General features: G+C 35.6%; 24 protein-coding genes and 6 pseudogenes. 22 read left to right on the forward strand and 8 right to left on the reverse strand.

The window, feature by feature from the left end; translation table 11 throughout:
• Positions 1-7 precede the first annotated feature (7 nt).
• The 4 genes from ACQVGS_RS11600 (at position 8) to ACQVGS_RS11615 (ending at position 2,597) form a co-directional block, all read left to right on the forward strand.
• Positions 8-754 (forward strand): SDR family NAD(P)-dependent oxidoreductase, encoded by a 747-nt coding sequence (locus tag ACQVGS_RS11600; RefSeq protein ID WP_106021259.1) that lies wholly within the window; start codon positions 8-10, stop codon positions 752-754.
• A 59-nt stretch (positions 755-813) separates the two neighbouring features.
• Positions 814-1,233 (forward strand): hypothetical protein, encoded by a 420-nt coding sequence (locus ACQVGS_RS11605; protein WP_024121695.1) that lies wholly within the window; start codon positions 814-816, stop codon positions 1,231-1,233.
• 225 nt (positions 1,234-1,458) lie between these two features.
• Complete coding sequence (locus tag ACQVGS_RS11610) at positions 1,459-1,605, forward strand: hypothetical protein (protein ID WP_223203879.1); 147 nt, start codon at positions 1,459-1,461, stop codon at positions 1,603-1,605.
• Between the two features lie 89 nt (positions 1,606-1,694).
• Positions 1,695-2,597: a tyrosine-type recombinase/integrase gene (locus tag ACQVGS_RS11615; RefSeq protein WP_491830259.1), complete on the forward strand. Its 903-nt coding sequence runs from the start codon at positions 1,695-1,697 to the stop codon at positions 2,595-2,597.
• Positions 2,598-3,255: 658 nt separating this feature from the next.
• Here ACQVGS_RS11615 and ACQVGS_RS11620 read toward each other — a convergent pair.
• Positions 3,256-3,340 (reverse strand): annotated as a pseudogene (locus tag ACQVGS_RS11620) (putative holin-like toxin).
• 447 nt (positions 3,341-3,787) lie between these two features.
• On the opposite strand from ACQVGS_RS11620, the gene ACQVGS_RS11625 reads away from it, so the two are divergent.
• The 3 genes and pseudogenes from ACQVGS_RS11625 to ACQVGS_RS11635 form a co-directional block, all read left to right on the forward strand.
• Positions 3,788-4,938 (forward strand): IS3 family transposase gene (locus ACQVGS_RS11625; protein WP_174754426.1). Its coding sequence is split into 2 segments (ribosomal slippage): positions 3,788-4,061 and positions 4,061-4,938, totalling 1,152 coding nucleotides; the frame shifts between segments, so codons are not numbered across the junction.
• 204 nt (positions 4,939-5,142) lie between these two features.
• A complete protein-coding gene (gene ppsA, locus ACQVGS_RS11630; protein WP_491830260.1) occupies positions 5,143-7,746 on the forward strand; it encodes a phosphoenolpyruvate synthase in 2,604 nt (867 codons plus the stop codon).
• A 293-nt stretch (positions 7,747-8,039) separates the two neighbouring features.
• A pseudogene (locus tag ACQVGS_RS11635) lies at positions 8,040-8,927 on the forward strand (DinB/UmuC family translesion DNA polymerase); the annotation flags it as partial.
• A gap of 28 nt (positions 8,928-8,955) precedes the next feature.
• On the opposite strand, the gene ACQVGS_RS11640 reads toward ACQVGS_RS11635, so the two are convergent.
• The 3 genes from ACQVGS_RS11640 to ACQVGS_RS11650 all read right to left on the reverse strand — a co-directional run bounded on the left by ACQVGS_RS11640 (position 8,956) and on the right by ACQVGS_RS11650 (position 10,982).
• The gene (locus ACQVGS_RS11640; protein ID WP_024121692.1) at positions 8,956-9,099 is read right to left on the reverse strand and encodes a hypothetical protein; all 144 of its coding nucleotides are present in this window, start codon (positions 9,097-9,099) and stop codon (positions 8,956-8,958) included.
• Entirely contained in the window at positions 9,089-10,219 is a 1,131-nt protein-coding gene (locus tag ACQVGS_RS11645; RefSeq protein WP_101863240.1) for a response regulator aspartate phosphatase, read from the reverse strand. Before ACQVGS_RS11645 ends, ACQVGS_RS11640 begins: the two co-directional genes overlap by 11 nt.
• Before the next feature lie 502 nt (positions 10,220-10,721).
• Positions 10,722-10,982, reverse strand: coding sequence for a hypothetical protein (locus ACQVGS_RS11650; protein WP_081638323.1), 261 nt, complete (start codon positions 10,980-10,982; stop codon positions 10,722-10,724).
• A 347-nt stretch (positions 10,983-11,329) separates the two neighbouring features.
• Here ACQVGS_RS11650 and ACQVGS_RS11655 point away from each other — a divergent pair, with 347 nt between their 5' ends.
• The 5 genes and pseudogenes from ACQVGS_RS11655 (at position 11,330) to ACQVGS_RS11675 (ending at position 13,182) form a co-directional block, all read left to right on the forward strand.
• Positions 11,330-11,563, forward strand: a complete 234-nt coding sequence (locus ACQVGS_RS11655; RefSeq protein ID WP_106021718.1) for a hypothetical protein — start codon at positions 11,330-11,332, stop codon at positions 11,561-11,563.
• 93 nt (positions 11,564-11,656) lie between these two features.
• Positions 11,657-12,133 (forward strand): hypothetical protein, encoded by a 477-nt coding sequence (locus ACQVGS_RS11660; RefSeq protein WP_223257246.1) that lies wholly within the window; start codon positions 11,657-11,659, stop codon positions 12,131-12,133.
• Positions 12,134-12,404: 271 nt separating this feature from the next.
• Positions 12,405-12,550, forward strand: a pseudogene (locus ACQVGS_RS11665) (helix-turn-helix domain-containing protein); the annotation flags it as partial.
• 337 nt (positions 12,551-12,887) lie between these two features.
• Positions 12,888-13,007: a UPF0715 family protein gene (locus ACQVGS_RS11670; protein WP_254518301.1), complete on the forward strand. Its 120-nt coding sequence runs from the start codon at positions 12,888-12,890 to the stop codon at positions 13,005-13,007.
• Between the two features lie 115 nt (positions 13,008-13,122).
• The gene (locus ACQVGS_RS11675) at positions 13,123-13,182 is read left to right on the forward strand and encodes a hypothetical protein (RefSeq protein WP_255004945.1); all 60 of its coding nucleotides are present in this window, start codon (positions 13,123-13,125) and stop codon (positions 13,180-13,182) included.
• Positions 13,183-13,189: 7 nt separating this feature from the next.
• On the opposite strand, the gene ACQVGS_RS11680 is transcribed toward ACQVGS_RS11675, so the two are convergent.
• Positions 13,190-13,420 (reverse strand): hypothetical protein, encoded by a 231-nt coding sequence (locus tag ACQVGS_RS11680; protein WP_127696872.1) that lies wholly within the window; start codon positions 13,418-13,420, stop codon positions 13,190-13,192.
• A 501-nt stretch (positions 13,421-13,921) separates the two neighbouring features.
• Between ACQVGS_RS11680 and ACQVGS_RS11685 the strand changes: the two genes are divergently transcribed.
• The gene (locus tag ACQVGS_RS11685; protein WP_024571441.1) at positions 13,922-14,545 is read left to right on the forward strand and encodes a hypothetical protein; all 624 of its coding nucleotides are present in this window, start codon (positions 13,922-13,924) and stop codon (positions 14,543-14,545) included.
• An 87-nt stretch (positions 14,546-14,632) separates the two neighbouring features.
• Here the strand turns inward: ACQVGS_RS11685 and ACQVGS_RS11690 are convergent, their stop codons facing one another.
• The gene (locus tag ACQVGS_RS11690; protein WP_106022516.1) at positions 14,633-14,812 is read right to left on the reverse strand and encodes a DUF8096 family protein; all 180 of its coding nucleotides are present in this window, start codon (positions 14,810-14,812) and stop codon (positions 14,633-14,635) included.
• A 70-nt stretch (positions 14,813-14,882) separates the two neighbouring features.
• On the opposite strand from ACQVGS_RS11690, the pseudogene ACQVGS_RS11695 reads away from it, so the two are divergent.
• The 8 genes and pseudogenes from ACQVGS_RS11695 to ACQVGS_RS11730 all read left to right on the forward strand — a co-directional run bounded on the left by ACQVGS_RS11695 (position 14,883) and on the right by ACQVGS_RS11730 (position 19,813).
• Positions 14,883-15,134, forward strand: a pseudogene (locus ACQVGS_RS11695) (hypothetical protein).
• Between the two features lie 3 nt (positions 15,135-15,137).
• Positions 15,138-15,354, forward strand: a pseudogene (locus ACQVGS_RS11700) (hypothetical protein).
• Positions 15,355-15,897: 543 nt separating this feature from the next.
• A complete protein-coding gene (locus ACQVGS_RS11705; RefSeq protein WP_106022517.1) occupies positions 15,898-16,266 on the forward strand; it encodes a hypothetical protein in 369 nt (122 codons plus the stop codon).
• Between the two features lie 73 nt (positions 16,267-16,339).
• Entirely contained in the window at positions 16,340-16,483 is a 144-nt protein-coding gene (locus ACQVGS_RS11710; RefSeq protein ID WP_223255289.1) for a hypothetical protein, read from the forward strand.
• Between the two features lie 35 nt (positions 16,484-16,518).
• On the forward strand, positions 16,519-17,631 hold the full coding sequence (locus ACQVGS_RS11715) for a DUF5677 domain-containing protein (protein ID WP_106022519.1): 1,113 nt from the start codon (positions 16,519-16,521) through the stop codon (positions 17,629-17,631).
• A 78-nt stretch (positions 17,632-17,709) separates the two neighbouring features.
• Entirely contained in the window at positions 17,710-18,456 is a 747-nt protein-coding gene (locus ACQVGS_RS11720) for a hypothetical protein (RefSeq protein WP_223255286.1), read from the forward strand.
• 314 nt (positions 18,457-18,770) lie between these two features.
• Positions 18,771-18,932, forward strand: a pseudogene (locus ACQVGS_RS11725) (GNAT family N-acetyltransferase); the annotation flags it as partial.
• A gap of 368 nt (positions 18,933-19,300) precedes the next feature.
• Positions 19,301-19,813: a GNAT family N-acetyltransferase gene (locus tag ACQVGS_RS11730; RefSeq protein ID WP_095713069.1), complete on the forward strand. Its 513-nt coding sequence runs from the start codon at positions 19,301-19,303 to the stop codon at positions 19,811-19,813.
• A gap of 145 nt (positions 19,814-19,958) precedes the next feature.
• Here ACQVGS_RS11730 and ACQVGS_RS11735 read toward each other — a convergent pair whose 3' ends face one another.
• Positions 19,959-20,177: a hypothetical protein gene (locus ACQVGS_RS11735; RefSeq protein WP_106022521.1), complete on the reverse strand. Its 219-nt coding sequence runs from the start codon at positions 20,175-20,177 to the stop codon at positions 19,959-19,961.
• 206 nt (positions 20,178-20,383) lie between these two features.
• Positions 20,384-20,887 (reverse strand): DinB family protein, encoded by a 504-nt coding sequence (locus tag ACQVGS_RS11740; protein WP_106022522.1) that lies wholly within the window; start codon positions 20,885-20,887, stop codon positions 20,384-20,386.
• Between the two features lie 450 nt (positions 20,888-21,337).
• Between ACQVGS_RS11740 and ACQVGS_RS11745 the strand changes: the two genes are divergently transcribed.
• Positions 21,338-21,958 (forward strand): lytic polysaccharide monooxygenase auxiliary activity family 9 protein, encoded by a 621-nt coding sequence (locus tag ACQVGS_RS11745; protein WP_106022534.1) that lies wholly within the window; start codon positions 21,338-21,340, stop codon positions 21,956-21,958.
• Positions 21,959-22,367: the final 409 nt, after the last annotated feature.

The raw sequence follows: 22,367 nt of genomic DNA on the forward strand, positions 1-22,367 counted from the left end.
GTTAAGTATGGGTAAATTTGAAGGTGAAATAGCGCTTGTAACGGGTGGAACAAGTGGGATTGGTCTTGCTACAGCACAAAAATTTGTAAACGAAGGTGCATATGTTTATATCACGGGACGTAGACAAAACGAACTTGATAAAGCTGTTAACCAAATTGGCAAGAACGTAACCGGTGTTCAAGGTGATATTTCTAAGCTTGAAGACTTAGACAAACTATATGACATTATAAAGCAGGAAAAAGGTAAGTTGGACATTCTTTTTGCTAATGCAGGCACCGGAAACTTCCTTCCATTAGGTGAAATTACTGAAGAGCAGGTTGATAGAACGTTCGACATTAACGTTAAAGGAACCATCTTTACTGTTCAAAAAGCGTTATCACTATTCCCGGACAAAGTAGGTTCTATTATTGTAACGGGCTCTACTGCTGGATCAATTGGCAACCCAGCGTTTAGTGTATATGGAGCATCTAAAGCAGCATTAAGAGCACTAGTTCGCAACTGGATTCTTGACCTAAAAGGTACTGAAATCCGTGTAAATGTGGTTAGTCCAGGAGTTATTCTTACACCTGCATACGATGAGCTTTTTGGTGATGCACTTGAAGGAGCAATGGAAAATACCAGAAATACTGTTCCAACTGGAAAAGTTGGGACACCTGAAGAAGTAGCAAACGCTGTATCTTTCCTTGCTTCAGACGAAAGCAGTTACTTGACGGGTGTTGAATTGTTCGTAGATGGCGGGCTAGCACAGGTATAATTTCACTGCGCAGATAAGGGGTACTTTGGATACTTCTATAATTCACAGGAGGGCTATAAATGACTAATCAATTAGAAGAAAAGGTTGAACTTCTTGAACAAGAAATTGAAGAGCTTAAATGGCAAATCTTAAAGCTTAGTAATGCAAAACTGAATGATCCAAGATACCCTTATTCCAATTGGTTAATTCAACATAATATTTATAGTGAGAAAAGAAGAGAATTGGAATATATCTTATCAGTCTTAAATGATCGTGTTCTAAATAGTCCTCAGCCACCAGAACAGTATCGAAAAGAGGTTGAAGGCATTTCAAGTCAGGAGTTACATAATGAGAAAGTTCCTGACTTTGCAGAAGTGCGTGATATCTTATCTAAAGTTCTTGGAATTAAAGAAAAGAAAGTGATAGCGCTTCTTAATGCTCTAAAAGATGAAGGTAAATTTAAGGATTTAAGCGAGAAACTTTTAGATGAAGTTTATTAAAAACTAGACTCCCTTTAGCTGGGGGTCTTTTTTATGCAGTGTGTTAAAATATGGATGGGTATTCTTGTTATCACAAGGGAAGAGAGGGGCGTTAAAGGGTCGGAACATTCTTCCGAACCTAGTGTGCTGCTGTCCACTCTATATATTGTGTGACTTCTTATAAGCATGTCATTATAATTGTCTTTAGTACGTTTTCCCTTGTGTTCACTTAAAAAGGTGAGCAGAATGACAAAAGTTAAAAAAGATGAAAAATCAGGAACATACTATTTTGTTTATTCAGGTGGAACGCATCCAATAACAAAAAGAGAATTCAGCGTAAAAGAAAAGGGATTAAGACTTATAAAGAAGCTCAAGAGGTACTTAGACAGGTAATTCTTGAGGTTGGAGAAGAAAAGAACTACTTACCTGAGATACCTGAATCATTTGGAACGTATGCTGAATCCTGGTTAGAATCAAAAAGAGTGAAGCTTAGACCAAGTACATTTAACAACTATAGAGAGATACTTCAATACAATGTTCTTTCTTATTTATCGGTATACAAATTCGATGAGATCACAGAGGATGTATTGCAGCAACACATAAATACACTCCACTTTGAACGAAAAGTATCTGCTGACACAGTAAGAAGAGCAGTACAGGTAACCAGGAGCATATGCAAAAAGGCATCACGAAGAAGAAAAATTGATATGGCCATCTTTGATGAATTGAACTTACCAAGAGAAAAGAGCATAGTGGAGACTTGGACTCCTGAAGAAATTAAACGTTTCCTGGATACTTCAAAACTTAAACGCCCATCAAGACATTACATTGCTTATGAAATATCCATTAAGACTGGTTTGAGAATGGGTGAGGTTCTGGGGTTAGAATGGAAGAGTATTAACTGGGAAAAACGGTACATCACAATACGCCAAACACTATGTAGGATAGATGATAAAGGTAACTATGGGTTAGAGCCAGAAGTTAAAACAGTTAACTCATACAGAAATGTTAATATACCTGAGTCACTATGTGAAAGCTTACGGAAACATAAAAGGTTGGTTGAAAGGGACAAGATAGAAGCAGGAGTAAAATACAATGATCTAGATTTAGTGGTATGTACGAAAATGGGGGATTGGTTGCCGCCTTGTAATTGGAGAAGGGGATTTCACTCAATACGCAAACAGCTAAGATTACCAAAGATTAAACCTCATGCACTGAGACACACACATGCTACGTATCTAATCAGTATTGGAGTAAGTCCAAAAATAGTACAAGAGAGGTTAGGTCATTCTGATATTAAACAAAGATTAGGAACATACAGTCACGCTCTTCCATCAATGCAACTAGAAGCAGCAGATAAGATGGATTTATTATTAAAATCGTGACCTCACCTGTGACCTGACAGAATTAAAAAAGCGATGAGCTACGCTGTGTAAGGCTTTGTAGTACCTCTTTGAACACGCCACATTCGTGTGTGCTGCAAAGGGCATGTACATCGGCTTACACAATTCAGCTCATCGCTATATGAATATAGCATGACGGGTGAGGAAATGCAAGGAGTACTTTGTTATTGTATGTTTGAATTTGTTGTGAAAATATGAAATGAAGAGAAATAGGGGAGATTACTGTACAATGATTAGTTTGTATTGGATGATTTGAAACCGGTAAAAGTCATGTTATGACCTGAGTGTGACCCCAACTGTGACCCGAAGTATACATTTAAGAGTTGTCATAAACGTAGTTAAATCAACGAAAACGTACTAAATATCAAAGCGAATAGAAGGAACCAGTATGACCTAGACTTTTTGATCTGGGTCTTTCTTTGTTGCAAAAAAAAATGCCTAGGAACTCTCAATAGGCATTAAATGTTAGTATCGATATCTTCATTTTTTTTTGACTTAGTTTCTGAATCTTCTTTTTAACATAAAAGGCCAGGGTGCTACCAACACCCCGGCTCTGTACAAAAAGCTGCCCATCATAGGGCTTGCTCGATATGGTTTCTTGGTAGACCTATCCCTTTAGGTTCTGAGGCTCAAGGGAGGTCTATTTTTTATTTATATACGTCAACAGGGCGATTATAAACGACTCGAATGAAAGACATTAGCATTAATGCCTGGAATATTGACATAGCATCACCCCCTTTCATTAGGGGATGATCAAGACTCCCTTGAGTGAGCAAACTTTACAGGAAATATTTATACATAAATGTCCTTGTCGTTAAACATTCATAATATATTGACAACGTGAAAGGAGCTTGCAAAATGCAGGTTCTATTTTGTATTCGGTTATTAAAACCTTTGATATATTGTCTATAAAAATTCAATTTGAATATGGAAACAATACAAGAATAAAAGTTGGATGTTGCTTTGTTTATTGGTCATTTTTTCTTGTAAATACTTTTCATGTTCTTTCTATAGAATAAAGTTCCGACTTTTTTGTGACTAATGATAGCGGGAAATTAAAAAAGAACCTGTTGAAATGGGACTGACCCCATAAGATGAGACAAATAAAAAACACCTTCAAGTTTGAAAACGGATAGTTGTTATCCGAAATAAGACTTGGAGGTGTTTTTTGTATGGGAACAAGAATGAGTTATCCGATTGAAGTCAAACAGAAGGCTGTAGAAATGAGATTGGCAGGTGTGCCTATGAAAGAGATCATGCAGGAATTGAATATCAAGAATAAGACGCAGGTTCAGACATGGGTTAGGTGGCATAAAGCTGGAGATACACATCGATTTGAACAGCCTGTTGGTAAGCAATACACTTACGGAAAAGGTCCGGAGTACTCTTCCGAATTAGAGAAACTGCAGGCAGAGAACCGTTATCTGAGACAACAAAATGAAGTTTTAAAAAAGTACAACGAATTGGAAAGGAAGTTGATAGCCAAACGTCAGTCGAACTTGTAGAAGTATTGCACGGCACAATGACCGTACAGAATATCTGTGTTCATTTAGGTATCTCACGAGCGTCTTATTATCGTTGGAAGAAGAACCTGATGAAAGATCATCCCAAGTGCCATTTGGAAAAACAAATCGGCACGTTGTGCCGAGAGCACAAGTATCGATATGGATATCGAAAAATTACAGCTATATTAAAAAAGGAAATGCGTATTAACCATAAAACGGTTCAGCGTATCATGCAGAAAAATCAGTGGCAGTGCCGGGTTAAGGTGAAAAAGCGCAAGAAGAATGGGCAGCCATATGCCGTGGTTGATAATATATTAGATCGGAACTTTCAGTCCGATCATCCTCTTGAAAAACTAGTAACGGATATCACGTATTTGCCTTATGGACAGAAACAATTGTACCTTTCCAGTATATTGGATGTATACAATGGAGAAGTAATTGCTTTCACGATTGGAGATAAGCAGGACACAGACTTTGTCTTAAACACACTTGATCAGCTGCCAACACTGCCTCAGAACTGCGTGTTACATAGTGACCAAGGATCTGTGTATACATCTTATGAGTATCAGAAAGCTGTTAAAACAAAAGGCATTACCATGAGCATGTCCCGCAAAGGGACGCCCGCTGATAATGCCTCCATCGAATCGTTTCATTCCTCACTAAAGTCTGAAACGTTCTATCTTAACAGCATTAATCGAACCACGACCGCCATCGTAGAACGCACTGTCAAAGAATACATTTATTATTATAACAACATTCGTATTCAAACGAAACTAAACAGCCAATCACCGATAAGCTATCGGCAATTGGCTGTATAAAAGGTGTTTTGATCCCTGTCTCAAAAACGGGGGTCAGTCCCAAATAGCCCAGGTTCTTTTTATATTGCACAAAAATAGACACGGTGATATAATCAGACTACGTGTGCTTTCTGTGTAAAAAGTTATAGATATCCATCATATGTTTTTATTATATCATGCTGGAAAGCTCTTTGTCAATTATTATTTTTGAAGGGGAGATGTAGAATGAGTTCTTTGGTTCTTGGTTTTCACGAAATTGAAAAAACACAGCATTTGCTTGTTGGAGGAAAAGGGTTAAATTTAGGGGAATTATCAAAAATTCAAGGTCTGCAAGTACCAGAAGGATTTTGTGTCACAACAGTAGGATATCAAAAAGCCGTCGAACAAAACGAAATGTTACAAGTGTTGTTGGATCAATTGGCCATGCTAAAAGTTGAGGATCGAGATCAAATTGGTAAAATCAGCAGAAAGATTCGACAAATCATTATGGAAATAGAAATTCCTTCCGATGTTGTGAAAGCAGTTGCTCACTATCTCTCCCAGTTTGGTGAGGAACATGCCTATGCCGTACGTTCGAGTGCGACTGCTGAAGATTTACCACATGCTTCTTTTGCCGGTCAGCTAGATACCTATTTAAATATTATCGGCAAAGAAGCGATCTTGCTGCATATCAGCAAATGCTGGGCTTCCCTATTTACGGATCGCGCGGTAATCTACCGCATGCAAAATGGATTCGACCATACCCAAGTTTATTTATCCGTTATCATTCAAAGGATGGTTTTCCCACAGACTTCGGGGATTTTATTTACCGCTGATCCAATCACTTCCAACAGAAAGGTGTTATCCATCGATGCCGGTTTTGGACTTGGTGAAGCACTGGTCTCTGGCTTGGTATCTGCCGATTGTTATAAAGTACAGGATGAGCAAATCGTCGATAAGATGATAGCAACCAAAAAATTGGCTAACTATGGACGAAAAGAAGGAGGAACAGAAACACAGCAGATCGAGCCTACTCAGCAAAAGACTCAAACACTGACTGATGAACAAATTTTACAACTGGCACGCATCGGGAGACAGATCGAAGTTCATTTTGGTTGCCCGCAAGATATCGAATGGTGTTTGGTTGACGATACTTTTTATATTGTCCAGAGTCGTCCAATCACAACTTTATACCCTATCCCTGAAGCGAGTGATCAAGAAAATCACGTCTATATCTCTGTTGGTCATCAACAAATGATGACGGATCCCATAAAACCACTGGGATTGTCTTTTTTTCTGTTGACGACTTCTGCACCCATGCATAAAGCTGGTGGAAGGTTATTTGTTGATGTCACACATAATCTGGCATCACCTGACAGCAGAGAATTTTTATTAAATGGCATGGGACAACACGATCCGCTCTTAAAAGACGCACTTATGACAACAATTGAGCGACGGGATTTCATTAAGTCGATACCAAATGATAAAACAGCAACGATTCCCAACCGAAGTAACAATACAGATATGCTGGCACAATTCGAGAACGATCCAACAATCGTTTCTGATTTGATTAAGCGTAGTCAAACATCGATAGAAGAGTTAAAACAAAACATCCAAACGAAATCGGGATCGGATTTGTTTGATTTTATTCTCGAAGATATCCAGCAATTAAAGAAGATCTTATTTGACCCACAAAGTTCGGCTGTGTTTATGGCTGCTATAAATGCTACATCATGGATTAACGAAAAAATGAATGAGTGGTTAGGCGAAAAAAACGCAGCAGATACGCTTTCTCAATCTGTACCTCATAATATTACTTCAGAAATGGGTCTTGCGCTATTGGACGTCGCAGACGTGATACGTCCTTATCCAGAAGTAATTGCTTATTTACAGCATGTAAAAAATGATCACTTTTTGGATGAGCTGGTTGAGTTTGAAAATGGACAGAAATTCCAAGACGCTATCTATGCTTATCTCAACAAATACGGAATGCGGTGTGCCGGAGAAATTGATATTACAAGAACTCGGTGGAGCGAAAAACCAACTACACTTGTCCCAATGATTCTTAATAATATTAAAAACTTTGAGTCTAATGCCAGCCATCGGAAATTTGAACAAGGGCGACAGGAGGCTTTGAAGAAAGAACAAGAGTTATTAGATCGATTGAAGCAATTACCGGATGGTGAACAAAAAGCCAAAGAAACCAAACGAATGATCGACATAATCCGGAATTTCATCGGTTATCGGGAATATCCAAAATACGGCATGGTTAATCGCTACTTCGTTTATAAGCAGGCTTTACTGAAAGAAGCCGAACAACTCGTAAAAGTGGGCGTTATTCATGAAAAAGAAGATATATACTATCTCACTTTTGAAGAACTTCACGAAGTCGTACGCACAAATAAACTGGATTACCAAATCATAAGCAAACGAAAAGACGAGTATAATTTATATGAAAAACTATCTCCACCACGTGTTATCACGTCTGATGGTGAAATCATTACAGGCGAGTACAAACGAGAAAATCTCCCAGCCGGAGCGATTGTAGGTCTACCTGTTTCCTCCGGAGTTATAGAGGGGCGAGCACGTGTCATCTTAAACATGGAAGATGCTGATCTAGAAGCTGGAGATATATTAGTCACTTCCTTTACTGATCCTAGCTGGACACCATTGTTTGTATCCATAAAAGGCCTAGTCACCGAAGTTGGTGGACTGATGACCCATGGAGCAGTTATAGCGCGTGAATATGGCTTACCTGCAGTTGTTGGAGTTGAAAATGCTACCAGACTAATCAAAGACGGGCAACGAATTCGTGTGAATGGAACAGAAGGGTACATTGAAATATTGTAATGGCTTATCAATTAAGATCTTATCATAATGGACGCCTTAAATGGATAAAAGAACGGTTATACTGTTCATTCTTTTATCTTCTTGAGCAGAGATAAGGACACTTAGTGAATGTTGAATATTTGATGGCTTGCTACACACATTGAGGCCTTAGCTATTCTTCGACAAGATTAGAGAATCGATGAAATATAAAAAAATGAAAAAATAATACTCTAACAATAAGTAAAGTCGGATCCCCATAGAGTGGGGATCCGGCTTTTTTATGTAATAATTGCTTAGCGTGGGAAATCTGCATTGCAGAAAAAGAAGATCCTGAAGAAATGGTCAAAGCAATTCAAAGTAGCATGTGGAGAGAATTTGGCCAATGTGCACAGTAGGCATTGGAGATAACATGTTACTCAGTAAGCTTGCGCTTGACCTGGAGAGTAAGAAAACAAAGAGTGGTATTGCACGTTGGAGATATGAAGATGTGCCAAATAAACTCTGGAAGGTTCGCCCGCTGTCTAAAATGTGGGGGATAGGAGGGAGGATGGAAAGAAATCTGAATCGGATTGGAATATCAACTGTAGGTCAGTTAGCTAAATTTCCTTTAGAGCTGCTTGAAAAGAAGTTCGGAATAATGGGAAACCAGTTGTACTACCTCTCACGGAATTGATTTATCAGAAATAGGTGCTCCGTTGATGCAAGGTCAGATTAGTTTTGGTAAGAGTCAAATTTTAATGAGGGATTACACAAGAAAAGAAGAGATTAAGGCTGTTCTTCTGGAGATTTGTGAGGAAGTCGCAAGAAGGGCACGTGCACATAATAAAGTTGGTCGAACAATTAGCCTAGGAATTGGTTACAGTAAAGATGAGCTTGGCGGTGGTTTTCATCGATCCAAAACAATTGATCTACCCACAAATATCACAATGGACATTTATGAATGTTGCTTGATGCGCTTTTATAAGTTTTACTCGGGTAAAACAGTGAGTAATATCTCAGTCACACTATCAAATATTGAGGGTGATGTTAATCAGCAGGTTAGTTTATTTGAAGTGGATAATAAAAAGAGAAGAAAGCTTGGATTCGTTATGGATGGAATTAGAAGCAAATACGGATCGAAAGCGATTCTGAGAGCAGTTTCTTATACACCTGCAGGGACAGCACTTCACAGAGCTAGGCTAACAGGTGGACATAAGAGTTAAAACCCTTCTCAATGAGAAGGGCTAAACATTAAACAAAAAACTTGGTTGGTTGAATAGAAGTAATGTTCCTTTTAGCTTCATGGAATTCTTGGTCATTCGAGGATGAAAAGCCACTAAACACTGCTAATCCAACGACAACTGACAAGGTGGCTAATGCAAGTTTAAATTTCATATAAACACTCTCCTCTTTGTATTTGGATTCGGGCATCCACCATGACGTCAAAAAAGGTGGTTGAGTTTTCAAATTGCCCTATCTCCTTACAATAATTAGCCGTGTCGAGTGCTAATTCCTCTAAATCTGGATACATAACATTATCTTTAAGTACAGAAAAAGTTCGGAAAACTGTGCGTTTATCTATAGAGTCGATATATAAAGCCTTTAAGTAATTAAACTCAGCAATTAAGACATCGTCATTTATTGCTTTTGCTTTCTCGATTCCTTTTTTGTAAAGAACCAAGGCTTTTTCAATATCCTTCATTTTAAAGTGAATTTGTGTCAGCGTAAATAACGTGTGAGGGAGGAGATCGCTTTTATCTCTTTCATACAATGAAACTGCTTGTTCAATATATTCAGCAGCTTTGTCATACTCTTTCATCTTATAATAACAGTTTCCCAAATTATATAATGATGCACCAATTAGTTTGTGTTTGTTTATGGCTTTTGAGTCTTTTAGGGCTCTCTGAAGATGGGGAACTGCTTTTTCATGACTTTCCAGATCATCAAAGTTGCCTGCTACAACAAATGCACATTGTATTCGGCGAACAGTATAAGTTTTTTGGTCTTTATAAATGTTAAGGGCTGCTTCAGCATAGTGCATTGATACATGGGTTTGTTTCATGTGATAATACACTTCAGCCATTTTGAAATAAAACTCAGCTCGTTCAATTTCATCTGTTACTAAAGCGAGCTTTTTCTCAGCAATTTTATATGACCTTATTGCATTTATATAATCCTTCTTATCAAATTCATACATTCCTCTAAAGAAATTGCAGTAGTATTCCAGGACACCTTTAAGCTTTGTTTGGCTGCTTTCGATCTTTTCTAATAAGTCTGAAATTTTAGGACGTGCTTCATTCAATGACTTAGGTTCAAGGTAATCCAGCATTAGCTGATGACGAAAACACATTAGAGAATAATACAGCAATAAGTCTTGATCTTCCTTCATATGTTTTATTTCTTCTTCAACCTCTGCTTTTAATATCTCAGCATCTGGAACGGCGAACATCCGTATGTATTTATACCACTCATTGATTTTAACTCCAACCGTGGATGACGGAATTAATTGCTCCATTGAAATCCCTCCCTCTATGTATCCAATAGACTAAATATGTAATATTTTATCATATTTAAGTGTTTAAGGAAGATTAACGTTTTCTTAAAAAGCGAAAAAAATACCCTCCTCGATTAAGAGAAGGGTAGGGGTTTTATCTCGGTGAATCATAATCCATTGCTTGTTCACTATCAGAAATACCTTGAGAGTTGTCGGGTCAACAATGATTCCCATTGCAGTTAAAAAAGTTAGAAGTGCATTAAATTTCTCTGTCAAATTGTCACCCAATACCGTCAAGTCGTATATCGTACACGATCCTAGTACTTATATTACATCTAAGGGTTAATCAGTCGAGATCATTGAGGAATCAAAATATAGCCAAGTGATTGTTATTACTCAGCGCAACAGAAAAGAAGGAACCAGCAAAAGTAGATATTACGGTTGATTTCATACATAAAAGATCACATAGGAAGAAATACCTTGCTTAAAACAAGAAAAAGGAGCTAAAAAGCCCCTTATAAGTTTAAATAACTTTTGTATAAATAGCCTTATAAAACCCTATTGAGTAATCAAAATAATAATTTGTAAGAGTATAAGTATAACCATTGTATTCAAGAGAAGGCTTGAAGTTTGGTATGGGACTAAGCTGATATATGGTATCGTACTCATATTCATCATTTTTCACAACAACTTCAGATGAAACATTCGTTGCCAAGGCAGGAACAGCGGATATTAGCATGCCGAATGTTAAAGCAGAACTCAATAAAATTTTTCGAGGGTTCAATTATATCAACTCCATTTACATATTATGCATTTATTATGCAATATCTGGAGTTTATTTGGAAGTGAATGAAGGATCATAAAAGCCTATTTATTTTCAAAATCGTGGTTTTAAACAAATTAGGGGGAAACGAATGAATCAAGATATTCAGCTTTTGAAAGACCTCCAAACTGAATTGAAAACGCAGGATCATGGCTCTCAAGCTGCACCGCGGTTTGTTTATAGGAGATTATAAATGAATTAGGACTTCAGATGATGATGATGCGGAACGCTGTTCTGTTTACATCCCTGAAGATGGCGAATCTTATGACCTGGAAAGTTATCTAAAGGACATCAAGGAGAATGATGAATTGTCTTCAGAAGCGGTGGAAGATATAGAGTGTGAGGCTTCCGCATTAGATTGGATATATGAATATGTAGACAGTGGCGCTGATCTGATACCAGAAACAGAAGTTCATTACATTTATCAAAATACAATGTTTCTAACTAAAGCAGAGGCAAAAGAGAAAGAAAATGATTCAGAAGTAATCGCAGTTCACCAATCCTTATTCAAAGACAGCCTTCCTTTTGGAGATTTTTATTAGTATCAATTCTGTATAAAACATGTATTTTATTCTAAACAAAGAGAGATGTGAACAATAGTAAATATCTTAACTAATATATTGAAAAGTGACAGATTGGATGAATATCCATTATTTAAAAAGTTCTGCTCTCTCAAAGAAAAAGGGTTACGTAAGGAATCCTTTAAACCATTATCTTCCTTTATTGATGAGGCAAAGACATGGGATCATAATGCACAACAGAATTTTGCTTGTTGGCTATTTGCTTTATTTGAAACATCAGATGATATTCATCATACACTCGTTCATCCTTTGGAAAAGGAACTTTTAAAGCCTTTACTTGAGGTATGGATGAAGAGTAACCCCGAAGATCCAAGACCACATAGGTGGTATGGCGTGTTTTTAAATGCTAAACGTGTCGATTACTTATACAATGCACTTAGACTTGGTGGCAGCAATGAACAATTATCCTTATTAACGCTAATCGATATTAATTTGAACGCCCTTTGGTATTCATTTCATTATATATCCAAGATTTGTATCTTGGCGATATTAAAGAAGATACAGCACTTATTACTAAGTCACGGCAGTTAAACAACAAGGTAGAATGTCAACAAACAAGAAATAACAATAACGAAGCACTTAACTATTATCAAGATCTGTTGAATGACTGGGTGTTGTTTACAGAAAAACAATCAAAGGGATTTATTGAATGGTGTGAAAATAAGGGTAGAAATTATCATTGGGTCAAATCCTATTATTACGAAAAATAACAATAGAGGCAGTTTTTATTTGTTTATTGCTTGTTTTAAATTTACATAAAAACACCATTTGATATAGACATTTTAATCGTGAATTGATCACTTTTGCGATTGTCAGAAAGCTATACAGGTATGAAATGGAGCGGTACCCAAGAGAGCTGTTAGATAACTCTTCACATACCTAAACATTGAGCTGCATGAGTTGTTGCTATTTCAAAAAGATCATAACCATATCGATCACTCAGGATAATAATGGTAAACTAAAGTTATAAGGTTGGGAAAGAATTACAAGTTTTCTAGGACAGTGAGCAAATGTAAATATAACGGCGAATGGGTTACTGATAGTCAAGGTGGAAAAATGATATTGATTTAATGGAGGATGTATGAAAAGGAACATTTAAGTACAACAAACCAGGTGAAAACAGATCCGAACAGAATTTATTATCAAGAGTTCACATAAAGAGACAAAGCTTAAGAGACGTTTGGATAAAGAATTTATGGTTTGAGTTTAATGATATGAATTATTTCGTAACGCGGTGGTTATTTTCAGAGGTTGAATAATGCTCAATCTTTTATACTCTGGATTTATGGCAATCGCATTAGTCACTATTGGCATCATAGGATTTTACGCTTTAATCACTTATTTGGTGTTTGCTGTCCCTTTGCAATTTGCAAGTGCTGCTGAGAAAAAGAGGAAAAAAGTTTAAATTAATCTTTTTATCTACACAGCTATAGTTTTTGTAGCTGCGTTATCGTTCTTTGTTGTGACTAATCCAACAAGTGCTCTTGCTTGCTGTGCTAAAAAGCTTAAATTATTTCATTATGAGCATTGTTGCAGCTTTCATTTATTGGTTCTGGGACTCTATATTCTTACGGAATTAAAATAAGTTTAAATCATGAATTTCACACCGTTTACAACAAGTAAGAAGGCTGCTGTTCCAAACAATAAATATCCAGACAGTTTTTGTTTGCTTAATATCGCTTCAATTCCGACTACTGATAAAAGTGCTGCAACAAACAATTGAACAACCAGCAACAATAATTCATTTTGATTAAACAGTGAGTATACGCACAAGACTAATGCAATGCAAGAAACCGAAATTTTTGCAACTTTTAGCAAGGTATCACTCCTTATGCAGTCATGAATTAACCTTAACACGATTACGTGTCTTAATCCGAGAGCATAAAGAATCAAGATAAAAGAAGTGTTTTATTTAAAATTGGGGAAGTTGCCTTGAACATTTTTATTTGGATTGCCATGTTTATAGCTATTTTTGGCGGCTCTTATGCAGGTTACAAAAGGAATAAAAAGAAAGAGCTCAAACAAGAAAAGTAAGTATATAAGAAAAGCCAACAGAAGATATTTTTATTTTGATTATGGAACAATTCCTGAAATTTAAATGAAGAAAAATAAGTGAGTTATAAGCTACATTTGAAAACATTTATAAATACCTAAAAATAATGAGAGGAAGATAAATTATACAGTTCTTGAGTTAAGGTTGCGATCTTTAAGGAACCTACACTGTCATATTTAATTGTGAATATTTAGGAACTTTGTTCGAGTTAACTGAATATGTTGATTTTGGTCATTGACCTAAATTATTTACTGAGGTGTTTTGTTGTGTATAATTATCAATTCCAAAAATTCTATCAAAATTGGGACGACGCAATGTATCCTGTATCGTTTGACTACAGAAATGATTACTTAAACTTTAATCCTTACGTAGAAAGTATTGAAAGTGATGAGCGTGTGACATTTCCTTTACGGGGCTCACAGCATACAGAATTAGGGGATCATAGACGAATGGCAACCAATATTATTATATCCTCAAGTGGAAGATTAGATGCAACCACTAAAACATGGACTAGTAAAAAGTGGAAAGGGTTCACCGGCACAGTAGTTGTTTTCTTAACTGATTCAAGGGGGAACATTCTGTATGCAACAGCTCCACGTAGGTATGGTGTAAATGGTACAGCGTTGGGAGGACATAATAGAACTGACACATGGTATGAAATGATTCCTAGAAGTGTTTTAAATAAAACAACTGCGTATGCAATTCATCACGCTTACACTCCTACTCCAAGAATAAACCCTACGGAATTTAAAAAATGGTCAGATGCCATTGCTCCATTGGTTAAAGCATACAGTGAAGGGCAACAGAGAGAAATTTATCTTTTCCCAGAAGTACATGAGGCCATTGAGTTAGAACCTTTCACTTCAATCGACACAGAGGAAAGCTACTAATGTAACAGTTTCAAAGCCCTATAGAAAAATAACTGTAGGGCTTGACCTCAATGTCTTTAGATTATACATACACTGGAATTAATTAACCTAAATGCTCTTTTTCATCCCACAGCACCGGCATTCACGCAAGAATATTCCACTCTTCACAGAGCTTTTGAAGAGTGTGTAATCGCAATTGTCGCAGCGTCCGTATTTTGTATCTGGATATTCTTTGTAATCATAAACGATTGAAGTATCATACCCGTTTGTTTCCAACTTCTCTTCCACAAGATCACCCACATAATTTATTCAACATACTCAAGAATAGCAAATTTCGTTCGATATAGGGAGGGAACAAATGATTGGATTAGCTTATTCTTTAATTATTTGGCTTGGAGTTGGATTATTGACTGGCATTAAGTTTATTTTTGTTGATCAGGTCTATGCTGAAGTATTTTAAGGACTCATGGATAAAGAAACAGCAGCGAGCATGGAAAGGAATTTGGCCAGCCTGTTTTTCAAAAATAAGCTTAACGTTATTGCCTTTTACATGTTAATGGGGCTACTGCCATTAGCTATGAGGATTACAAAATTATTTAAAAGAGGTTGATTTATGCCTTTGATTGATTATTTTTATGTACTGCAGTTTGAGAACAAGGAATACTTCAAATCATTTAAATTAGATGAGGACGGTTATTTGACATCTAGCGACCTCCACGGCGCTTCTAAATTGCAAACAATGTACGAAGTCATTGAGGTTGCAAGCGAGCTCAAAACGAAGTGTAATGTGCAATGTGAGGTAAGGGGAAATTCAAGTGGTGACACGCTAAAAGTTTAATAAATGTGCACCAGATAAAAGATGAGTCACAATAAATGAAAAAGCCTTGTGGATTTAAGTTTCCACAGAGGGCTTTTTGTTAATACAAAGTAGGAATCGGATAACACGCAACTCTTTCAATTAATCTTTCATCAAATCCATAGAATGTCCAAAAAGTACCGTTCCATCTATATCCTGCAACTTCACCATACTGGAGGTATGTGGGGTAAAACCAAAATCCCTCACCATTTACCAACCAAACATAAGTGTAATTATTTAAACAGTCAACTAAATAATGTGAAGGATAGGGTTTTGGTGGTACGTAAGACGGTGGAGGGGATTGTGGTTGTTGTCTCATTAAACTATGGGTCGGATAATATCTCATATGTTTCACTCCTTATCAGTCAGTACTTCAACATTATATGAATAAACACCCAAAAGGTTAAAAACACTAAGGAGCAGTTCTGAATAGACTGCTTTTGGTTTAGTCTGACCATGGAAAATTGTAGTATAATAGTAATAAAATAATCATTTTATTATGAGTGGGGTTTAGAATGTGCTTAAAGAAAGAGGTCAAATAGGTCAAGAATTTGGCGCTGAAGAAATTGCCGAATATTTAAAGTCAAAGGGCTATAAACCAAAGCTTAATGTTAATCACTATCGGAATCACTTTGGTGGCTCTATAACCTTTTGGCGCAGACTAAGGAGATACTACATAGCTCTTATACAGTTTGATAAGCCAGGGGACGGAGATCCGCTAAGTAGTAAAAATGGTTTTACGCAGTTAGGTATGGACTCTAAAGGTCAAGCTGAGAAAATAATGATTCAGTTAGTTGCTCATTTTAACGGATGGTATAGAACAACCAAAAAACCATATTCTGATGATGAAGAATGGATTAAATTAAGAGTCAAAAGAAAGGAATAAAAATAATTCAGAATTGCTTGACTTTACTTTATTTTGAAAGGGGTCGAGTAAGAAGAATAAGAAAAAAGAAGAAATACAAAGGAAATATAGGGAGCAAATGAGAGATAAGACTGAACATGATAAAGAAGATGCAAGTTCACATACTTTTGAGATTGTTATTGTACTAGCAATCATTATTTTGTTGTTTTTCTTTAATTCAGTATTTAAGGCTTTTTAGGTGAATGAATCCTTTTATGTATTAGAGGTGTAAGAGTGAATAAATATCAAAAATTATTTGATGATACTTTGATGAATATTTTTAAAGAAATGCTTGAAGAAGGAAAAAAAATCGATGATGAAAAATTAAATAAAACAATTTATGATTTTTATCTAAATGCCCCAAAAAGTTTATCAAATATACTATATGAAGATTTAAAAACAGACATGTCTAGAATGTCTAGAGAAGAGGAGTTAATAACTGAAGAGTTTGAATCTCGATTACATAGAAGATGGTATCAGGGATTTTTAATATTGCAGGGTATCATTAAGGTTTGTGAAGAGATATCTGTAGATTTACTGGATGAATTTTATGTAGAAGAGCATGAGGATAAAAAAAGACAGTTAATTCTTCAGGTTCTTTTTAAACTGCACTCAAAAAGTGTACAACTAGCTAAAGAAATCTTACGTTTATTAAAATCTGGGTTTTCAGATGGGGCACTAGCAAGGTGGAGAAGTTTACATGAATTAAATGTGATTTTTAAAATATTAGCTTACGATTATCAGAATATTGACTTTACGTACGAATTGGTCAATAGATTTCTTGATTATAGCTCCATTGAAAGTATAAGGGAAATGAACACATATAAAATAGCAACAAAGGTATTAGATTTGGATCCACTTACGAAGGAAGAAGAAAAAGAAATTAGAATAAAGAAAAATGAAATACTAAAAAAATATGGGGAAGATTTTAAGGAGCCGAATAATTGGGCAAAACCTTTGTTCTCCAACATAAATAATAGACAACTTTACTTTTCTGATTTTGAAAAATTGGTTCGGATTGATAGATTAACTATGTACTATAAGAAAGCTAATTCTCAAATCCATGTAAGCCCTAAAGGTATGTACCAAAGTCTATCTTTACTCAATGATGTAAAACAAGATTCTTTTTTTCTTTTTGGTGCTTCAAATTACGGTTTATCTTTGCCAGGACAGCTCACAGGAATATCTTTAAGCCAAATTACAACAAGTTTAATTTTACTAGAACCGAACCTGGACAGCTTAATAATGGGAGCTACACTGCAAAAAATGTTGGATGATTGTAAATCGATTTTTGACGAGATACAAAATGAAATTGTTAATGAAGAACAAAATAACAAAATAAAATAATTGTTTTATGCAAAAGCCCGTATTAGGACTAAAAATTAGATAAATATAGTATTATATTTTCAACTAAAGTTTTTTGAGGTGAGCATTTTGGCTACTACATTGAATAGAAGTTTTTTAACCGAAATCAGAAACAGACTAAACAACCAAGGAATAACTTCAGATGACTTTCATATTATTCAACAAGAACAGAAGGCAAGGAGAATAAACTTAAATATTAAATATTTATATGATGATTATTATTACAATGCAACAATTGAAGGAGAGGGCTCTCGTATATCAAGCCAATATAGTCCAGGTGAAGTAGTTTTAACTCAAAATAAACATAATATGAATTCTAACGATCTTTTAGACAGCATCGAAGGATGGGTTAATGCATTACGAAAGGAAATAAGGAATACAATTTTAGGAAGACAAGCTGAGGAAACAGAAGAAAAATTAGCTGAGCTTGAAAATTTGGTTCGAGAGAAATTTAAAGAAGATGTAGAAACCTTTTTTACTAGGAAAGAAGCTAATGAATTAAAAGAAAAACTCAGTCAACTTGAAAAACTTTATAACGAAGCTATTAATAAAAACGAAACTAATAAGAATCAATCAAGAGAAGAATATACAAAACTACATGATGAAGTTGAATTATTAAAGGAACAAGTCGAGTACTTATCAAAAAAGAAATGGGCAACTGCTCTAATGATAAAAATAATGAATTGGACTTCACGAAATCCTGCCGCAGCTAAACAAATAGGGCAAGAAGCAGTAAAAGCACTTCTCCCAAAAGAAATTGAGGAATCACTACCGCCTAGCCTACTGCCACCTTCAGACGAACAATAAAAAACTGATTGTGAAAAAAGGCGAACTTTTCTTCATTATTGTATTTTTATAAATAGAAAACATCCTGCTTCCTTTGTTTTGATTACAAAGGAAGTTTTTTGTGAAAAAATGTTGTGATCTTGTGGTTTTTGTTAGGTATTTACACTTTTGTGTATAAATTTAATCTTAACTGATTAATTAAAAAATAAATGAGTTTTAAATAAATTAAGAATTTTAAAGAAATTCATTTGAATTGGAGACTGACTCGGTTACATTCCACAGTTACCTGATTGTCAAATTTTAGTTTTTTCAGAGCCCTTTCAACTAGCAATCTTGCAGATTATTATCCGAAGTTTGGTTTTAAGCCAGCTAGCTTATGGAATATAAAAGCGCCCTTTGAGGTGCCTGATGAAGTATTTATGGCTCTGGAATTAGCAAATCATTCTCTTGAAGATGTGCAAGGTGTCGTTCATTATTCAGAAGCTTTTATGGAGTGAAAGCTAGATGATTGATTAGAAATTGATAAAAAAGAGGTTATCCCTGAAATTGTCATTTTGTGGATAGCCTCTTTTTTGTGTAAAGAGCTTTAAAAATGAAAAAGAAAGCTGCAAAGGGATATGAATGAAAATAAAAAAGACGCGATTATCGAATCATTAAACCGGAAAGTCAAGCGATTAGAGCAAGGATTTACGTGACCAATTAAAGGCGTACACAGAAGTCTACAAGAAGATATAGCTGAGACGCCTACCCTTTGTTGTTTGTAAGGGGCCCAGATTGTTGTATAAGGATAGTATTTAAAGAGGTTATTATTGTCTTAATATCGAATAAAGATTAAGTGAAATTATTTTTGATGGGAGTTATTTTAATGCATATAACAACAAAAAGGTTATTGATACGTGAATTTGAATTCAAAGATTGGAAAGCTGTATATGAGTATACGTCAGATATTAATGTTATGAAGTATATACCAGAAGGGGTTTTTACTGAAGAAGATGCAAAAGCATTTGTAAATAAAAACAAAGGTGATAACGCAGAAAAATTTCCTGTAATACTAAAAGATGAAGATTTTCTTATCGGCCATATTGTTTTTTATAAGTATTTTGGTGAACATACATATGAGATTGGGTGGGTGTTTAATCCGAATTATCAAAATAGAGGATATGCTTCTGAAGCAGCACAAGCTATCTTGGAATATGGATTTAAAGAAATGAACATACATAGGATTATAGCTACGTGTCAACCTGAGAATATTCCATCATACCGAGTTATGGAGAAGATTGGAATGAGAAGAGAAGGCTTTTTTAAAAAATGTATTCCTAAAGGCAATGAATGGTGGGATGAATATTATTACGCTATTTTAGAGGAAGAGTGGAATTGAACTATATTGAAGGCAGAAACATTGGCGATACAAACAAAATACCATCTCCTATTTAGAACATAAGCGATGATATATATAATGAAATGGCAGGAGACATTCTTAAATGCAGGGCATTTTATTTGAGACAATTCTAGGAGGATTAAAACTATATATTTACTAATGTGTAAACCAACGCAACGGTGAACAAGAAATATGAAATATAAGAACTTGCTTTATGTTTTTGGAAAGTATATATAATTGCAAAACCCAAAAAGAAAACAGTCACAAACCAAGAAGTGTATTCAGGAAAGATTGCGACCAGCAACACGATGATCGTTGAAAAAATAAATGAAGAGTATTGAGAAACTTTTTGATCATTATTCAAAGAAATCACCTGATAAATTTTTACCCATTTTAATGTGTATCAAAACATTATTCAAAAAGGAGATTAGAAAAATGCCAGATATTATTTCTGATGTTAATAACATTGATTAAATGAACAAAAGCAAAAGGAAAGAGCATGTTTTGAAAAAAAATTATCGAAACATGCTTTTATATTTTGTAATAGGTTAACTTCGTTATAAAGGCTGCTTACATTTGCGGGGGTTCCAAACCGAATTTTGTCCATTCCTCTTTAGCTGGACCATAAATACCTGGAACAGTTAATCCTGCTTGTCTCATAAGAACAGTCATTTGTCCTCGATGGTGATTTTGATGTTGGATCAAAAACATCAAAAGTGAACCATTTGGCAATTGTTGACCAATAAAGTTGATACGTTCTTGAAGTGTATGATCAGTCCATTGGGTTTTTAATGCCTGTACAAACGCATTACTGGCTTGATGATAGCTGTCTGCAATAAACTGAGCTGAAGCAGGGACAGGATAATCTTCAGCAGGGGCATGAAACGTTAAGTCTGTGTTTGAGGTAATGATGCGAATGGCAGCAACAGTATGCCACGCAATACGGCCTAAAGTCCAATTTTGTGAAGTTATTTCTTGTTTAAGTGATTCATCAGTTAGACTATTTAGTAGTTTCTGTGTAGCGTCGGCTTCGAACTCCCAAGATTTTAAAAAATGGTCTAAGGTTTGAAACACAAAAATCCTCCTTATGATGTTTTGTTTTCTTTTTATAGTTTAATTATACCTGCCCGTTTAGTTAAAAAGAACAAAACTTTAGACAAGAATTTTCTGAGGAAAAGAAGGCATCGCAACATTCTTATAGACGTCACGACTTTATCTCAAAGTCACATGAATTTCAGCTACCACTGAAGATTGAATAAATCCTTTTGTTAGTTATTAGGGGATTAAGAATATACCGCTGGGTTGAATAATAATGCAGATGATATGTGTTAAAGCAAAGATTGAAAAAGAGTTCGCCATCTGTGATTACATTAAAAAGCTATATGAAGAACAAAAGAGCTTGGAAGTATGAAGTTCTTTAAGTGTAACGCCATCAAAAATAAAGAAGGAGTTTACCTGACATATAATGAATTATTATAGTAGGAAAGAGAAAAAATTTACAGCAAAGGGAGGAATGAGTTGGTAATGAAGGGTTTTATCAAAGGCGCTGTTCTAACTGCTGTTCTAAGTGTGGGTGCTACTTTATTTGCAGGTGATGTATCTGCACACGGGTATATAAAAGAACCTGCTAGTAGAGCGTACATGGGATCATTAGAAAAACAAATAATTGGTTGGACAGCAGCTACACAAAAGTATGGTTCTGTAGTTGATAATCCTCAATCGGTAGAAGGACCTAAAGGGTTTCCAGCCGGAGGTCCGCCAGATGGAAAAATTGCATCGGCAAATGGAGGCTTTGGTCAAATTGACTTTGGGTTAGACAGGCAGACTGCAGATCAGTGGGTAAAACAAAACATGCATGGAGGTCTAAACACCTTTACTTGGCACTATACTGCTCCTCACGCAACATCAAAGTGGCACTATTATATAACCAAGAAAGATTGGAATCCAAACAAACCATTAACAAGAGATGAGTTTGAATTAATTGGAACAGTAGATCACGATGGTTCAAAGGCAGATACTAATCTTTCTCACAAGATTTATGTACCAACTGATCGCAGTGGTTATCATGTCATTTTAGGGGTGTGGGACGTTGCGGATACCTCTAATGCCTTTTATAACGTAATTGATGTAAACCTAATACAATGATGTTGAACCTCCATCGAACAAATCTTAATCCCAATGAACAAGAATATGAGGCTTAATCAGAAAATTGCCATCAAATCTGGCACAGTGTATACCGCTGAGGTTTTAACAGCTGCCAATAGTTGTGAAGCCATCACCAGCTAGTGAAACGTCTACAGTACAATGAAGGAAACTGTAACGGAACCGGGAGAACACAGAGTGTTTGAGTGTGGAAGTACGAGAATCAGCTATCTATTGCAGATCGGTTAGATGTTCGTGCATCTGCCGATCTTTTTTAAATTTTAATTGAAGTCTACTCAATACATAGAATAGAATGGCATTAAGTTTCTTCACTTCCTTGATAATAACGAATAGAAAACCATTAAGATAAACCCTATTTTCGGGATATGAGAAAAGAATTAAGCTCAGTGTG

It is taken from the genome of Bacillus sp. SD127, assembly GCF_058566445.1.

Bases quoted from the DNA above. Each gene is read 5' to 3' on its own strand.
- ACQVGS_RS11610 (WP_223203879.1), top strand. From the start codon at position 1,459: ATGACAAAAGTTAAAAAAGATGAAAAATCAGGAACATACTATTTTGTT.
- ACQVGS_RS11600 (WP_106021259.1), top strand. From the start codon at position 8: ATGGGTAAATTTGAAGGTGAAATAGCGCTTGTAACGGGTGGAACAAGT.
- ACQVGS_RS11730 (WP_095713069.1), top strand. From the start codon at position 19,301: ATGCATATAACAACAAAAAGGTTATTGATACGTGAATTTGAATTCAAA.
- ACQVGS_RS11605 (WP_024121695.1), top strand. From the start codon at position 814: ATGACTAATCAATTAGAAGAAAAGGTTGAACTTCTTGAACAAGAAATT.
- ppsA (WP_491830260.1), top strand. From the start codon at position 5,143: ATGAGTTCTTTGGTTCTTGGTTTTCACGAAATTGAAAAAACACAGCAT.
- ACQVGS_RS11640 (WP_024121692.1), bottom strand. From the start codon at position 9,099: ATGAAATTTAAACTTGCATTAGCCACCTTGTCAGTTGTCGTTGGATTA.
- ACQVGS_RS11745 (WP_106022534.1), top strand. From the start codon at position 21,338: ATGAAGGGTTTTATCAAAGGCGCTGTTCTAACTGCTGTTCTAAGTGTG.
- ACQVGS_RS11645 (WP_101863240.1), bottom strand. From the start codon at position 10,219: ATGGAGCAATTAATTCCGTCATCCACGGTTGGAGTTAAAATCAATGAG.
- ACQVGS_RS11670 (WP_254518301.1), top strand. From the start codon at position 12,888: ATGGCAATCGCATTAGTCACTATTGGCATCATAGGATTTTACGCTTTA.